The organism is Pontibacter litorisediminis, assembly GCF_029360645.1.
Lineage (GTDB): Bacteria > Bacteroidota > Bacteroidia > Cytophagales > Hymenobacteraceae > Pontibacter > Pontibacter litorisediminis.
In genome coordinates, this window is sequence record NZ_JARDUA010000003.1 from 102,755 (window position 1) to 115,925 (window position 13,171).

At 55.3% G+C, this 13,171-nt stretch carries 14 protein-coding genes; 6 read left to right on the forward strand and 8 right to left on the reverse strand.

Annotated elements, in window-relative coordinates:
- Positions 1–100: 100 nt before the first annotated feature.
- The 4 genes from PXG97_RS10290 to PXG97_RS10305 are packed head-to-tail and all read right to left on the reverse strand — an operon-like array spanning position 101 to position 5,360.
- Positions 101–1,543 carry a TolC family protein gene (locus PXG97_RS10290; protein ID WP_276497676.1) on the reverse strand — a complete coding sequence of 481 codons (1,443 nt, stop codon included), beginning with the start codon at positions 1,541–1,543 and terminating at the stop codon, positions 101–103.
- 8 nt (positions 1,544–1,551) lie between these two features.
- Complete coding sequence (locus PXG97_RS10295; RefSeq protein ID WP_276497677.1) at positions 1,552–2,916, reverse strand: HlyD family secretion protein; 1,365 nt, start codon at positions 2,914–2,916, stop codon at positions 1,552–1,554.
- Positions 2,917–2,919: 3 nt separating this feature from the next.
- Positions 2,920–4,659, reverse strand: coding sequence for a peptidase domain-containing ABC transporter (locus PXG97_RS10300; RefSeq protein ID WP_276497678.1), 1,740 nt, complete (start codon positions 4,657–4,659; stop codon positions 2,920–2,922).
- Complete coding sequence (locus tag PXG97_RS10305; protein ID WP_276497679.1) at positions 4,659–5,360, reverse strand: TetR/AcrR family transcriptional regulator; 702 nt, start codon at positions 5,358–5,360, stop codon at positions 4,659–4,661. The genes PXG97_RS10300 and PXG97_RS10305 overlap by 1 nt, the downstream gene beginning before the upstream one ends.
- 270 nt (positions 5,361–5,630) lie before the next feature.
- Between PXG97_RS10305 and PXG97_RS10310 the strand changes: the two genes are divergently transcribed.
- Positions 5,631–6,896 carry a DEAD/DEAH box helicase gene (locus PXG97_RS10310; protein ID WP_276497680.1) on the forward strand — a complete coding sequence of 422 codons (1,266 nt, stop codon included), beginning with the start codon at positions 5,631–5,633 and terminating at the stop codon, positions 6,894–6,896.
- Between the two features lie 351 nt (positions 6,897–7,247).
- Positions 7,248–7,478 (forward strand): hypothetical protein, encoded by a 231-nt coding sequence (locus PXG97_RS10315; protein WP_276497681.1) that lies wholly within the window; start codon positions 7,248–7,250, stop codon positions 7,476–7,478.
- A 95-nt stretch (positions 7,479–7,573) separates the two neighbouring features.
- On the opposite strand, the gene PXG97_RS10320 is transcribed toward PXG97_RS10315, so the two are convergent.
- Genes PXG97_RS10320 through PXG97_RS10330 form a run of 3 tightly spaced genes read right to left on the reverse strand, consistent with a single transcriptional unit; the run spans position 7,574 to position 8,724 of the window.
- Complete coding sequence (locus tag PXG97_RS10320) at positions 7,574–8,104, reverse strand: dihydrofolate reductase family protein (RefSeq protein ID WP_276497682.1); 531 nt, start codon at positions 8,102–8,104, stop codon at positions 7,574–7,576.
- A 23-nt stretch (positions 8,105–8,127) separates the two neighbouring features.
- Positions 8,128–8,529 (reverse strand): thiol-disulfide oxidoreductase DCC family protein, encoded by a 402-nt coding sequence (locus tag PXG97_RS10325; RefSeq protein ID WP_276497683.1) that lies wholly within the window; start codon positions 8,527–8,529, stop codon positions 8,128–8,130.
- A 3-nt stretch (positions 8,530–8,532) separates the two neighbouring features.
- Entirely contained in the window at positions 8,533–8,724 is a 192-nt protein-coding gene (locus PXG97_RS10330; protein ID WP_276497684.1) for a YgaP family membrane protein, read from the reverse strand.
- 313 nt (positions 8,725–9,037) lie between these two features.
- On the opposite strand from PXG97_RS10330, the gene PXG97_RS10335 reads away from it, so the two are divergent.
- The 3 genes from PXG97_RS10335 to PXG97_RS10345 all read left to right on the forward strand — a co-directional run bounded on the left by PXG97_RS10335 (position 9,038) and on the right by PXG97_RS10345 (position 10,265).
- On the forward strand, positions 9,038–9,388 hold the full coding sequence (locus PXG97_RS10335) for a hypothetical protein (protein WP_276497685.1): 351 nt from the start codon (positions 9,038–9,040) through the stop codon (positions 9,386–9,388).
- Positions 9,389–9,585: 197 nt separating this feature from the next.
- Positions 9,586–9,894: a DUF2752 domain-containing protein gene (locus tag PXG97_RS10340; RefSeq protein WP_276497686.1), complete on the forward strand. Its 309-nt coding sequence runs from the start codon at positions 9,586–9,588 to the stop codon at positions 9,892–9,894.
- Positions 9,895–9,905: 11 nt separating this feature from the next.
- Positions 9,906–10,265 carry a TM2 domain-containing protein gene (locus PXG97_RS10345; protein ID WP_276497687.1) on the forward strand — a complete coding sequence of 120 codons (360 nt, stop codon included), beginning with the start codon at positions 9,906–9,908 and terminating at the stop codon, positions 10,263–10,265.
- A gap of 88 nt (positions 10,266–10,353) precedes the next feature.
- Here the strand turns inward: PXG97_RS10345 and PXG97_RS10350 are convergent, their stop codons facing one another.
- Positions 10,354–11,238: a TraB/GumN family protein gene (locus PXG97_RS10350; protein ID WP_276497688.1), complete on the reverse strand. Its 885-nt coding sequence runs from the start codon at positions 11,236–11,238 to the stop codon at positions 10,354–10,356.
- 199 nt (positions 11,239–11,437) lie between these two features.
- On the opposite strand from PXG97_RS10350, the gene PXG97_RS10355 reads away from it, so the two are divergent.
- On the forward strand, positions 11,438–13,111 hold the full coding sequence (locus tag PXG97_RS10355; protein ID WP_276497689.1) for an amidase: 1,674 nt from the start codon (positions 11,438–11,440) through the stop codon (positions 13,109–13,111).
- Positions 13,112–13,171: the final 60 nt, after the last annotated feature.

Here is a 13,171-nt window from a genome sequence, read left to right on the forward strand (position 1 = left end):
TATGCTTTTGTATCCGAAAAGGAAGGGGGGAAAGGGCAGTTCCTGCTTTTTCAGGCCTAGTGTGCTGAAAAGCAGGAACTGTATCAGGCTAACAGCCAAACTACTCCACTTCTATACTTCCCGCAGACCAGTAGAGAAAGGTGCGGGCCTTGGCATACTTGGTCAGGAGGCTGTAGAGCTTCGCCTGGGCCTCCATCAGCTTCATCTCGCGGGAGTTCACCAGGAACAGCGAGCTCTCGCCGTTCTGAAACCGGATCACCTCGCCGTTGCGCAGCGTATTGGCGTTCGCCATCATTTGCTCCTGCAGCCGTATCTGCTCCTCCAGCGCCAGCCACTCGTTATAAGCGGCCAAAATACCGTTTTCTACCTCGCGGGCAGTTTGGGTCAGTTCCAGGGCGTTGGCCTGCTGCTTAACTTTGGTGAGCTGCAGCTTGCCGCGCTCCTGCCGCAGGAAAAGAGGTAGGCTAAAGCTGAGGCCCAGCTTATAGTTGTTGCCCAAGTAGGCACCGTCAACCGCCTCGGGTCTCCTGTAAAAATCGTTTTGCAGCAGGTTGTACTCTGCATTGAGCTTGGGCTTTAGTTTGTCGGTGGCCACGCGCCGGTCCAGTTGCAGCTGCTCCCCCTTTAGGCTGAGCTTGCGCAGGTCCGGGTGGTTGGCCTTGGCCGTTTCCAGCAGCTGTTGCAGCTCGGGTTGCGCCAGGGTTACGATCTCGCTGCCTGTGAGGGCGGGTATAGTTTGCTCCTGCAGCTCCAGCGGCGTTTCATCCTCAGCCCACAGGTGGGTGGCCACCACCAGGCGGGCGTTGTTGTAGCCCAGCGTGGCCTCCTGCAGCAGAACCTGGCGCGTTTGCACCTCTGTCAGGGCCTCCACGGTGTCAATAGCCGCCAGGTCACCCTCCTGCACCCGCGCGCGCACGGCCTGCAGCCTGAAGTTAGCCAACTCAACCGCCTCTTGGTACAGCTGCACTTGCCTAAAGTATAAAAGCCAGTCCCAGTAGTCTTTGGTGGCCTGCAGCAGCAGCTTGTTGATGAGTTTGATGCGCTCTGCCTCAGCAATGTCCTGCATCAGGCGGGCCTGCCGGATGGTGGCGCGGCGCTCATCAATAAACAGGCCCTGCCCCAGCGGCACCGATATGCCCACCGAGCTCAGGCCTTCCGAAGGAGTATAATCCTCCGGGTTAAGGTAAGAACCGCTGTTTTTGTCGAAGCCCGCCCGCAGCTCCGGGCCGAACCAGAGCGGCACGCGCAGGGTGTTGCTCCAGAGGTTATAGTACTCCTTGCCGCCAAACTCCTTGCGGTACACCTTGCTGGAGATGACCGGGTCGAGGGTGCCGCGGGCAATGCGCAGTTCCTGCCGCGCCTGCTCCGACAGCAGCGCCGCCTGCGAGGCCACCGGGTGGTGCTGCAGCACCACCCGGTGAAACTCCTGCAGCGTAAGCACCTGCTGCGCCGAGTCGGGCTGCTGGGCGCTGGCGGCAACCCTGCCAAGTATAAGCAGGCTAGCCAGTGCTACCAAGGCATGTATAGTGATGTTGATGCGCATGCTTCAGGTTATTCCTTTTTAGAGGCTTCCGCCGTTTTCTTAGCGTCTGCTGCTGTGGCCCCCTGTCCTTCGGTATAATCCGGGGGGAAATTGTTGAGCTGGCGCCACAGCTCGTACCAGATCGGCACCGTGTTCAGCATGGCCCAGCCGTACACGCCGGAGCCAACCCGAAGCGGGTCAGGCCAAGGTTCTGCGTTGGGGTCTGGCACGACCAGCATGCGGTAGCGGCCGTTGGTGCCAGTGTTGTCTATCACGGCCACTTTGCCGCCAAAGGTGCCGAAGCTCGCCCCCGGCCAGCCCGAGAACACCAGCGTGGGCCAACCCTCGAACTGCAGGCGCACCTCGTCGCCGGGTTCTATCAGCGGCAGGTCCAGGGCATCGATGTACAGCTCTGCGGCCAGCTGGGGGTCGCGCGGCATGATGGTGGCCAGCGGCTCCCCTTCCTTGATCGTCTCGCCGATGCCGGCTTTCAGGGTCTGCACCACGTAGCCGTCCTGGGGGGCCACGATCTGGTAATACTGGCTGCGGATTTGAGTGCTGCTGAACTCATTCTGCAGCTTGGCCACATCAGCCTGTGTGGCATAAGTATAAGAGCGGGTGGCGCTGAGCTCGGCCTCGGCCTTGGCAATCTTGTCGCCGTACTCTGCGCGCAGTGAGTTCAGCTCGGTGCGGGCGTTCTGCAGCTCGGCCTGCGTAGCCTCATACTTGTTTACGAGCGACAGCAGCTTGGCCTGCGCCTCCTGCAGCTTCAGGCGGCGCTGCTCCAGCTCTGTCAGCGACTTCAGGCCCTGCTTGTAGAGGTTCTCCTGTCGCGCAAACTGCGACTCGGCAACGGCCAGCTCGGTGCGCTGCGCCACCACATCCATGCTATCGCTCTGCAGCTTCAGGCGCGTTTGCCCTACTTTGTTGCGGGCCTTTTGTAGGCTGTAGCTCAGGCCCTCGCGCAGGGCCTGTATCTGCTCCTGCATGGCCTCAGCCTTGGCTTCGTTTGCCTCCAAGGCTCCTTGCTTGGCCTGCACCTGCTCCTCCAGGCGCACCAGCAGGTTGGGGTCCATGTACTTTTCCTTTACCTCGGACAGGCTGGCGATAGTGTCTCCCTTCTTCACCAAGGCTCCTTCCATTACGTGCCACTGCTCGATGCGCCCGGCGATGGTCGCCTCCACCGTCTGCGGCCTGTCTTGTGGGGTGAGCGCTGTTAGTGTGCCTTGGGAGCGGATGTTCTGGGTCCAGGGCAGGAATAGCGAAAGGAGCACGAGCAGGAAAATGCCCCCGATCCAATAGGCGAGGGTACGGCCCATGTGCGGGGTTTGCACCTCACGCATGACCTCCAGCTGGTGCTCTGTGTTATCAAACTCTTTTAGCTCAGTGGCCATATGCTAGCTGGTTACGTCTGTTAATTCCCGTAGGATGTCAAGGTGCTTTATCTGCTCATAGTTCCCGAAGGCAACCTGGCGGCCATCCTGCAGCAACAGCGTGTGGTCGCAGAGCTGCATCACCTCAATGTCGTTAGACACGATGATCATGGTCCAGCCAAACTGCGGGCTGGTAAGCAGGCGCAGGAATTCTATTTTGTCCTTTTTCGCCATGCCTGCCCAGTAATTGTCTACTATCAGGAGCTTAGGCCGTTGCACCAGGCTGCGGGCCATCACAATTTTGCGGGCCACGCTAACAGGCAGGCGCATGCTGCCGCCGGTAAGGTAGGCGTGCAGGCCGTCCGGCAGCGCATGCACAAAGGACGTGAGGCCGGTGACCTCCACTGCCCAGAGGATGTCCTGCATGGGCAGGTCGCGCCCCAGGGTGATATTCTCCAGCAAGGTGCCATCGAACACTTGCTCGCGGGAAATGTTGTCGCCGATGAGGCTGCGCAGGTTGCCCTTGTGCAGGTCGCGCATGGAGATGCCGTTGTAGCTCAGGCTGCCGCTGTAGGATGGCAAAAGCCCCAGCAGGACACTGATCAGGGTGCTTTTTCCCGAGCTGTTAAAGCCCGCCAGGCACACGCGCTCCGAAGGCTGTATCGTGAAATTCAGGTCTTCGAGCGCCACTTTTTTGGTGTCCTGAAATCTATAGTTCAGGTCTTTGGCTTGTATGCTCAAGCCCCCGTTCAGGGGCAGCTCTTCCAGCTTGATGCCTTTCGCCTCCTCTATGGGCAGGTCGGTTACCATACCGATTTTATCGAGGCTCGTCATCACATCGTACACCGTGTCCAGTTTTATGATGATCTTTTCCACGGCCGTCATGATAAGGATGATGATGATCTCGGAGGCAACGAACTGGCCGATGTTGATCTCCTGCTGCACCACCAGGATACACCCGAGCACCAGCAAACCGCCGGTGATAAAAGTCTTAAAGCCCACGAAGCTGTAGTACTGCGTCATCAGCACGTCAAAATGCTTCCGGCGCACATCCAGGTAGCTTTTCACGTAGCTGTTGGTACGCTCCATGGGCAGGTTGGTGTGGCCCACCAGCTTAAAGGTGCTCAGGGAGCGGGCCATCTCTTCCAGCCAGGCCACCAGCTTATACTTATACTTCGACTCTTTGATACTGGTGTCGATGCCCTTGCCACCCGTGGCCCAGATAATGAAGGTGAGTACCAGCATCAACAGCAGGCCCAGGAAAATGAAGTAAGGGTGGTAAAAGGAGAGCAGGATCAGGCCAAAGACGATCTGTATCACTGCCGTGGAGAAATCCACCAGGATCTTGGCCACGCCTTTCTGCAGCGTCACCACATCAAAAAAGCGGTTCATAAGTTCCGGCGGGTTATGCTTTAGCAACGCCTCCTGCTGTAAGCGCGGAATGCGGTAGGCAAACTCGGAGGCCGTGCGGGCAAACAGGCGCTGCTGTATAAACTCCACCAGCCACAGCTGCATTACCTGCAGGCCGCCCACAATCAGTAGGGCCAGCACAATCAGGCTGATGAGCACTACCACCGAGGTGGTCACCTGCCCGCTCGACACGAAGCCAATGATGCTTTGGATCCCCAGCGGGATCACCAGGGTGATGAGGCCTGCCGCCAGGGCATACACATACATGTACAGGATTTCCCGGCGCTCTATGGAAAGCAGCTTCAGGAAACGCTGCATAGGGGTTGGCGTCTTACTCGCTTTGGTGGAATCCATCAGGATGTGGTGTTAAGGTGTTGGTGGTGTTGGTCTACAGCTGCAAAAACCATCTGCTTCAGAAAGCCCACTGTTTCTGTGTACTGCTCCGCCTTCACATCGGTTAAGGAAGGCAGGTGCTGCGCAAAGAACAGCTGTTGGTGCGCCGCCTCCAGCAGGGTGCTCATCAGGGCGTGCGGGTAGGGGTAAGCTGGGTTAATCTCCAGCACCATCAGCGCCAGGTAATGGCAAAAGTGCTTCATCTCCAGAAAATAACCGGCCTTGTTCTCTGTGTCCACAGCTTTGGTGTAGTATACTTTAGATGATTCAGCCACCACCACCCGGTGCAGCACGCGCTCATCAATGTGCACCACCGTGGGGTCATCCGCCTCTCCGGCCTTCGAGATTACCTCTAAGGCGCGGCTCAGGCGCTCACGCGGGTTCGGGATGTTCTGCGTCTGGAACATGACCAGGTAATGCAGCCAGGCCCAGTACCACGACACCAGGTACACCAGCAGCTTGTGCTTGTTCTCAAAGTACCGGTAGATAGAGGCCTCCGTGGAGCCTATCTCGGCAGCCAGCTTTTTGAAGGTGAAGTCCTCAAAGCCAAGCTCATCGATCATTTTTATACTTTCCGACACGATCTTACGGCCCAGTTCGGTGGCCTCTGGCTCACGAAGGTAAGACTGGTGCTTTAGGTTTATCTGTATGCTGGTAGCCATATAGTATGGGGCGTTAGGTTGTCGTGGTTCCGTCTGGTTATACTTCCTGTAAAACAGCTTTCGTCAGGCAAAGTTATGCAAGCTTTCGTGTATAATAGTAATACTATCAAAAAAGTTTACCTTACTACTATATTTTTTTAGCTGGTAAAGGCTAGGCGGCGCAGGCCAGGGAATAGCGGGTAACAATAAGGCGCCTAACAGTTAGTAATAAACCGTACCTTTGCATCCTGTGTATGCCGTATGTATAGGCATCACGTATAAAACATCCGCATGAAGTTTGAAGATTACCGCATCTCCGACGAGATAAAGAAGAGCCTGAGCAAGCTAGGCTTTAGGAGGCCGACCGACATTCAGTTTAAAGCCATTCCACCGATTATGAAAGGCGAGGACGTGCTGGCCATTGCCCAGACCGGAACGGGCAAAACCGCTGCCTTTGCCATTCCGGTGCTCGACAGGCTGCAGTTCAGCAAGAACCGGAAGCGGGGTGATGGCATCAAGTGCGTGGTGATGGTGCCAACCCGCGAGCTGGCGCTGCAGATAACGGAAGTCTTTAACGAGATCGGCCGCGGCACCCGCGTGAAGACGTTCTGCGTGTTTGGGGGAGTAGAGCAGGGGCCGCAGATCGCGAAGCTGGAAGATGGCATCGACGTGCTGGTGGCTACTCCGGGCCGCCTGTTTGACCTGGTAAGCCAGGGCCACCTGCACCTGCACCGCGTGGAGACCCTGATCCTGGACGAGGCTGACCACATGCTGGACCTGGGCTTTATACACGACATCCGGCAACTCATCACCAAGCTGCCGCGCAAGCGCCAGACGCTGTTCTTCTCGGCCACGATCAACGAAAAGATAAAGGAGCTTGCCTACTCGCTGGTGAACAAACCGGTGCGCATCCAGATCTCGCCGAAAGACCCGGTGTCGAAGAATGTGGACCACTCGGTGATGTACGTGGAGATGGACGATAAGCGCTTCTTCCTGGAGCGCGTGGTGAAGGAGAACCCGGAGAAAAAGATTCTGGCCTTTGTGCGCACCAAAGTGCGTGCCGAGCGTGTGGTGGCAGCCATGGAGCGTGTGGGCATCAAAGCGGAAAGCATACATGGGGGCAAGGAGCAGACAGACCGCCTGGAGGTGATGCGCCGTTTTAAAAAAGGGGAAGTGAAGCTGCTGATCGCGACAGATGTGAGTGCACGCGGCATCGATATTCCCGAGGTGGAGTACGTGGTGAACTACGACCTGCCGGAGCAGCCGGAGAATTACGTGCACCGCGTGGGCCGCACAGGCCGTGGCAGCGAGAAAGGCATTGCCATTAGCTTCTGCTCTTTGGAAGAGCGCCCTATACTAGAGGAGATACAGCAGTACCTGACAAAAGATATCAAAGTGTTGGAGGTGGAGAAGGAAGACTATGAGGCTACCCTTGATTTTAGTGCCGATGCCAAGTATGACTGGCAGGCGCTGCTGAAGGAGGCCGAGCAGGAGGAGAAAAAGGTGAAAGCAGCCAAATCAAAAAAAGCAAAAGCGAAGGCAAAGAAAAAAAAGTAGGCTGGTTACCGCCTTGCCTGCCATAACACGGCCTGTACCGGTGCAAACCAGTACAGGCCTTTTTATTGTACCGATATGATGTGCGGGTTTGTAGATAAGATAGCTGCGTTGGTCGGTGTTTCCTGATTCTTACTCATAAAAAATGCCGTGCAGGGGCATTTGCTGCCATTCTTTCTGCAGTACTTCATTTCTGATGACGCAAGAAAAAATTGTATTAATTCATCTCTTCTTGTAATCTCTTTTAGTAACATACTCGTATAATAAAATGTAACTAACCAGTAAATTTTTAACCTATTTCAGGTTGGTTGCTGCAATCAAAGTGTTCAATAATGTAAGAAAGGAGCGGGAGAGATGAAACGACACAGAAGAACCTCGACAGGCTCGATTTCAGACACCTGGAATTACAGCCTAAGCACAGTGGGTGAGAGCCTTGGCTTCACCAGAAGCTTCACGGATGCCCTGAATCAGGAAATGCTTGACGAAGAGCGCGTGCTGCGCAAGCACAGACTGGAAAAAGAACAGGCAGCACAACAGGAACCCTACCCAAGCTGCAGCATGGATGAACGGCCTGAAGTGGCTTAAGAGCATTTGCGTGCCAGTACAGAAAGACTACGAACCCTGAAGACATTTACAGACAGCAGTTCCCACAGACAAAGACAGAACGTGGGGCTGCTGTTTTATTTTGTCGCCAGCCACAGCTGCACAAAGCCGTTAGTATAGCTCTTGCTCTCCAGAACCTGCAGTTGCCGCTCTTGTGCCCCGTGGGCAAACAGGGGAACTCCGCTGCCAAGTATAACCGGCACATAAGTCAGTATCATTTCATCCACGAGCCCCGCATTTAGCAGCAACGTGTTGATCTGCCCGCCGCCTATAAGCCAAATGCTCTTCCCTTGCTGCTGCTTTAGCTGCCGTACAAACTGAGGCGCGTCTTCCTGCACAAACTGTACATGCTCGGCAGCGGGCTGAGCGGAGCGGCTGAAAACGTAGTTGGTTTTGTCGGGGTAGGGGAAAGGCATATCGAACCCTAATATAACCTTGTAGGTGCTGTGGCCCATCAGCGTGGTGTCTATATGCTGCATTAAGGCGCCGTAGCCAAAGTCCTCACCTTCTTGTGCGTACCTTTCGTCGTGCAGCCAACTGGTGTCACCATTGGAGCGGGCAATGTAGCCGTCGAGGCTAGCGGCAATGTAGAGGATCACCTTGCGCATGATATGTGGCAGAAGCTAAATGTTTACACTTGTCTGGGCTCGTCTCTGAAAAAAAGCTTGGTTAGCTTAAAGAAGAAGTCACGGTTGTCAGCCACTGTGCGGTAACCAGCTTCGGCTATGGTGCCAGCCAGCGGCAGGCGGTGGTACAGCCAGTTCCAGGTGCTGTAGCCGCTCAGCTGCAGCAGTGCCGCTACCGCCTCGGCACCGTGCAGGCGCCGCCCATACGTGGTAAACAAATACACAGATCGACGGAACTGCGCATGGGACGTGCCCCGGAAGCCGTCCGGCACCTCCTGGTAAGGCACGTACTTTACCTTATTTCCGGTGTTGCGCCTCCACCTGCTTACCCAATACTTGCAGAAACTGCAGTCGCCGTCATACACCAGCAGCGGCTGCGGCAGGGCTTCTAAAGTGCTGTTTGCCATGTGCTACATGCTCCCCTTGCACCCGTTGTACCCTAAGGCCGCATTCAAAGGGCACCAGCGCAGCATACCAGTCAGTATTGGGATGAGGCCCACCGCTGCCACCGGTTTTGAATTATAATATGCGCCAACGCCGATCAGCGCCAAACCGGCCAGTACACGAGCCTTCTGCTCAACAATTCCTACGTTGCATTCCATAGCTATCAGGTTTAAGGTTGCTTGCTAAAGATTATACTTTACAGGGCCGCTTTAGTTCGGGTGTCGCAAAGGTGGCCGACTAATAAATTTCGCAGGGGAGCGGTTTGTGGGAGTAAAGGTGTAGACAATTTCCACAAGTTGTGGAATTATGGCACAGGTTGCCAACGAGGTTCTACAATCTTTGCCTGTTGCCATAGGGAGCTATAGGGCTTAAAACCAGTAATCTAGGCTAAAAGCCGTTTTTGGCACGGTTCTGTCACTACTGGAAGCGATTACATTTTTGAACGACACTTATTACAATACAGAATAAGACATGAAAAAAGCAACATTCTTTGCAGCAGCAATCGCCATATTAGGATTTACCTCACTTGATGCAAACGCTCAGACGCAGGGCCAAACTCAAGGCCAGCAAACAGAGCAAGCACAGCAGCAGGGTAACCGCGAGGTAGTAACGCAGGACCAACTGCCAGAAGCCGTACAGAACGCACTAAAAAGCGACGTGTACAAAGACTGGACAGTAGGCGAGATCACCAAAATTACTCCAGAGGAAGGTGCTGCCAACGCTGAGGTAGTGTATGAGGTTAAGTTGACCAATGCAGAAGGCCAAGAAGGCGTGGTAAGAATGAATGAAAAAGGCGGTGCCGCCGAATCGGATCAAGAATAACTGTGAACGTCATATAGTAAGCTTAAAAAAGCTCCATTTTGTGGAGCTTTTTTTTATGCCTATACTTTTAGCAAAGGGCTAAGTATATAGTAAACATCCAGGTGGAGTTTTGATTATCAGAATTTTATATTACATTAAACCTTTATAAGAGTGTAAAAGTGAGAGGAACAGTGTAGATGCAGTACCGCCCCGCCATTATGGAGCTCTGGCGAAAAATAAGGCAAGCAGTGCCGCTGGAGATGTTGCTGTGGCTTACAGGGCTTCTCCTGCTTGCGCTGATGGACCCACACGGCGATCATTTGCTCAGCTTCTGCCCTTTTAGCTGGCTGTTGGAGAATGGCTGCCCAGGCTGTGGCCTGGGGCATGGCATTGCGTTTCTGGTGCGCGGTGAGTGGCAGGCGTCGTGGGCGGCGCACCCTTTGGCGGGCCCAGCTGTGCTGCTGCTGCTTTGGCGCTGCGGCAGGCTTTTGTACTTCTACCGAACACATACAAGAACAACAAAATAAGACTATATTATATGGCAAGTATACTCCACCTGATGCCGGACCTGGAGCCGGATGAAATGGGATACCTCCAGTCATTGGTGCAGCCTATGACCGATGAGGAAGCAATGCAGTTCGTGAACATGTACAGGCCGCGCCGCCGCGATCCGATGCTGATTCTGGCCACGACGATCCTGGGATTTTTCGGGGTGGCTGGTGTGCAGCGCTTTCTTGTTGGGCAAATCGTGATGGGGGTGCTCTACTTCTTTACTGCCGGGCTGTGCTTCATCGGTACGATCATCGACCTGATAAACCATAAGCGGCTTACGTATGAATACAACGTGAAGGAGGCCGACAAGGTGATGATGATGATGCGCCACGGCCGCGCCTACTAAGGCATAGCCATGCTTCTGAGCTAAGAAAGAAGGGCAGGCGCAGCCTTGGCTGCACCTGCCCTCTTGAGCATTTTATTCCTGCCAGTGGCTATTTATGAACCGGCGTGACTTTATAGCCTTGCTTGCGCAGCAGGGCCAATACACCGTTCTCACCGGCAAGGTGCGCGGCCCCCACGGCAAAAAGTGTTGGCTTTTCCCTGGCCATGCGCTCCATCACCGGTATCCAGTTTTTGTTGCGCTGCACTAGAAACACCTCACTAAACTTGTTATAGTTCTCCTCGGAGTAGTCGCGCTTCATGAGCTCCTGTAGTCCCTTCAGGTCCTGGGCCAAATATAGGGTCACCATCTCCTGGTAATCGGCCTTGGACTGGGGAAGGTCAGTGGCAGTGCGCACCAGCATATCGGCATAAATCTCGTTTGGCAGCTTGTCTACAGCTTCCATCTGCTGCTGCACGCTTTCAATGCCTACCACCTCTTTCTGCTGGCTGTGTGCCAGCTCCATCAGCTTCTGCTCATAAGACTCCGGCGTGCATTCCGTCATTACCGGTATAAGCATGGTATATAGCATAAAGGGCTTCATGTTGTCCAGGTGCTGGATGTCCATGCCATAGCTCGTCGAAAAGAGATCTGCCAGCGCTTTGTACTGCTCTTCGTTAAACATGGCCTTCAGCGACTGCCCCGCTGGTAGCTTCACCAGCTGCATGATCTGTGCCGTCATCTCAGGGTCATCCATATCCAGCTCCAGCGACAGCTGTTCCGTTTGGCTCACGGAAGCTCGCAGGGCCTCCGAAATCGCCATTTTGTCCGGGCAAATGGCGTGGATGGTGCCATAAAGGTAAGACGGCTTCTTTAGTCCTTTGCCCGTAATCTTCCAGAGCAACGCGTTTTCATCTTTCCCGGGGCCGGCCCAGGCAGGGGGCAGCTGCGTCAGCACCAGCAGCAGGGCCAGCAGTAAGTTTAATTTTCTTTTCATGATTTAGGTTGATAACAGGCGCAAACTAATGAATTTCTGGAAGAATGCTGGGAATAAACTGAATTGTGACGCCTGGCTGGCGCGGCTGTTGGCAACTTAGGCTATGCTGTTATGCTTGGTGGAAGAGGGCAGGCTGGGATGGCTTCTCTTATTTGTGCGGCAAAATACTTATCTTAGAAGGTTCAAACTCCTAAACTACATGAAAAACAGAACCATTGCCTTACTTGGCGCCGCCTGCTTTCTGTCAGGTGCTTTCGTGGCCAGGGTGGCAGACGATAAGATAACCGTAGAGGTGCTGCAGGATGCCCAGAAGCTGATCGGGCTCAACTTTACGGATGCCCAGCTCGACTCTACCATATCCGAGTTGGAAGAGCTGAAAGAAAGCTACGAGGTAATCCGCAAGCAGAACCTGCCCAACAGCGTACCGCCTGCGCTCACGTTCAACCCAATCCCGGTAGGCTATACTTTCCCAACAGGCAAGTCGGCCTTTGAGGCGGAGCGGCCGCAAAATGTGAAGCTGCCGAAAAGGCGCGAAGAGCTGGCTTTTTACAGCATTCCGCAGCTGGCGGAGCTGATCCGGACGCAGCAGATATCTTCCGAGGAACTCACGAAGTTCTACCTCGCCCGCCTGAAAAAGTATGGCCCCACGCTGGAGTGCGTGACCACCTTAACCGAGGAGCTGGCGCTGCAGCAGGCGCGCCAGGCAGACCAGGAGATAAAGGCCGGCAAGTACAGAGGCTTGCTGCACGGAATTCCGTTCGGGGTGAAGGACCTGCTCTCCACGCGCAAGTATAAAACCACCTGGGGCGCCATGCCTTATAAAGACCAGGTGATAGACGAGGACGCTACCGTGGTGCAGCGCCTGCAGGATGCCGGTGGCGTGCTGGTGGCCAAACTGACCTTGGGCGCGCTGGCGATGGGTGACGTGTGGTATGGCGGCAAGACGCGCTCGCCTTGGGATATTAACCAGGGCTCCAGCGGTTCCTCCGCGGGGTCGGCGGCGGCAGTGGCCGCAGGCCTGGTGCCTTACGCTATCGGCACCGAAACACTGGGCTCGATCGTGTCGCCGGCTACGGCCACAGGCGTAACGGGGCTGCGCCCGACCTATGGCCGCGTAAGCCGCCACGGCGCCATGGCCCTGAGTTGGTCTATGGATAAGATAGGGCCTATGGCGCGCTCCGCCGAGGACTGCGCCATCGTGTTCAACGCTATCTATGGCCCGGACGGCAAGGACCAGTCGGTGTATGACGCGCCGTTTAACTATAACCAAAGTATAAACCCGAAGAAACTGCGCGTCGGTTACCTGAAAAACGACTTCGCCAAAGAGTATGGCTTTAAGCAAAACGACCAGGCGGCGCTGGATGCGCTGCAGAAGGCAGGCGTGGAGCTGGTGCCGATCTCGCTGCCGGACTTGCCGGCCCGCGAGCTGACGCTGACCATATCGGTAGAGGGAGCCGCCGCCTTCGACGAGCTTACCCGTAGCGGCCGCGACAGCCTGTTGGTGGCGCAGCACAAAAACGCCTGGCCGAACATCTTCCGTACAGGGCGCTTTATACCTGCCGTGGAGTACCTGCAGGCGCAGCGCGTGCGTACCCTGCTGGTGCAGCAGATGCAGGAGACGCTGAAGGACGTGGATGTGTACATCAGCCCGTCTTTTGCCAGCAACAACCTGGTGGTAACCAACCTTACCGGCCACCCCTGCGTGGTAGTGCCAACAGGCTTCCAGAAAAACGGTATGCCTACCACCATTACGTTCATGGGCAAGCTGTTCGGAGAGGCGGAGTTGCTAAGCTTTGCCAAGCTCTACCAAAGTATAACGCCGCATGAGGAGCAGCACCCAAGTATGAACTTCAGTAAAAAGAGGAAATCTTAAACGATAACCTCCTTGCCGCCGCCCCTAAGCGACACGCTCTTAGGGGCGGCTTTTTGTATA

What these genes read in the sequence shown, in the direction of transcription:
- PXG97_RS10325 (WP_276497683.1), bottom strand. Translation starts at nt 8,529, where the DNA reads ATGGCAAACAGCACTTTAGAAGCCCTGCCGCAGCCGCTGCTGGTGTAT.
- PXG97_RS10355 (WP_276497689.1), top strand. Translation starts at nt 11,438, where the DNA reads ATGAAAAACAGAACCATTGCCTTACTTGGCGCCGCCTGCTTTCTGTCA.
- PXG97_RS10300 (WP_276497678.1), bottom strand. Translation starts at nt 4,659, where the DNA reads ATGGATTCCACCAAAGCGAGTAAGACGCCAACCCCTATGCAGCGTTTC.
- PXG97_RS10330 (WP_276497684.1), bottom strand. Translation starts at nt 8,724, where the DNA reads ATGGAATGCAACGTAGGAATTGTTGAGCAGAAGGCTCGTGTACTGGCC.
- PXG97_RS10335 (WP_276497685.1), top strand. Translation starts at nt 9,038, where the DNA reads ATGAAAAAAGCAACATTCTTTGCAGCAGCAATCGCCATATTAGGATTT.
- PXG97_RS10295 (WP_276497677.1), bottom strand. Translation starts at nt 2,916, where the DNA reads ATGGCCACTGAGCTAAAAGAGTTTGATAACACAGAGCACCAGCTGGAG.
- PXG97_RS10315 (WP_276497681.1), top strand. Translation starts at nt 7,248, where the DNA reads ATGAAACGACACAGAAGAACCTCGACAGGCTCGATTTCAGACACCTGG.
- PXG97_RS10320 (WP_276497682.1), bottom strand. Translation starts at nt 8,104, where the DNA reads ATGCGCAAGGTGATCCTCTACATTGCCGCTAGCCTCGACGGCTACATT.
- PXG97_RS10345 (WP_276497687.1), top strand. Translation starts at nt 9,906, where the DNA reads ATGGCAAGTATACTCCACCTGATGCCGGACCTGGAGCCGGATGAAATG.
- PXG97_RS10340 (WP_276497686.1), top strand. Translation starts at nt 9,586, where the DNA reads ATGGAGCTCTGGCGAAAAATAAGGCAAGCAGTGCCGCTGGAGATGTTG.
- PXG97_RS10305 (WP_276497679.1), bottom strand. Translation starts at nt 5,360, where the DNA reads ATGGCTACCAGCATACAGATAAACCTAAAGCACCAGTCTTACCTTCGT.
- PXG97_RS10290 (WP_276497676.1), bottom strand. Translation starts at nt 1,543, where the DNA reads ATGCGCATCAACATCACTATACATGCCTTGGTAGCACTGGCTAGCCTG.
- PXG97_RS10350 (WP_276497688.1), bottom strand. Translation starts at nt 11,238, where the DNA reads ATGAAAAGAAAATTAAACTTACTGCTGGCCCTGCTGCTGGTGCTGACG.
- PXG97_RS10310 (WP_276497680.1), top strand. Translation starts at nt 5,631, where the DNA reads ATGAAGTTTGAAGATTACCGCATCTCCGACGAGATAAAGAAGAGCCTG.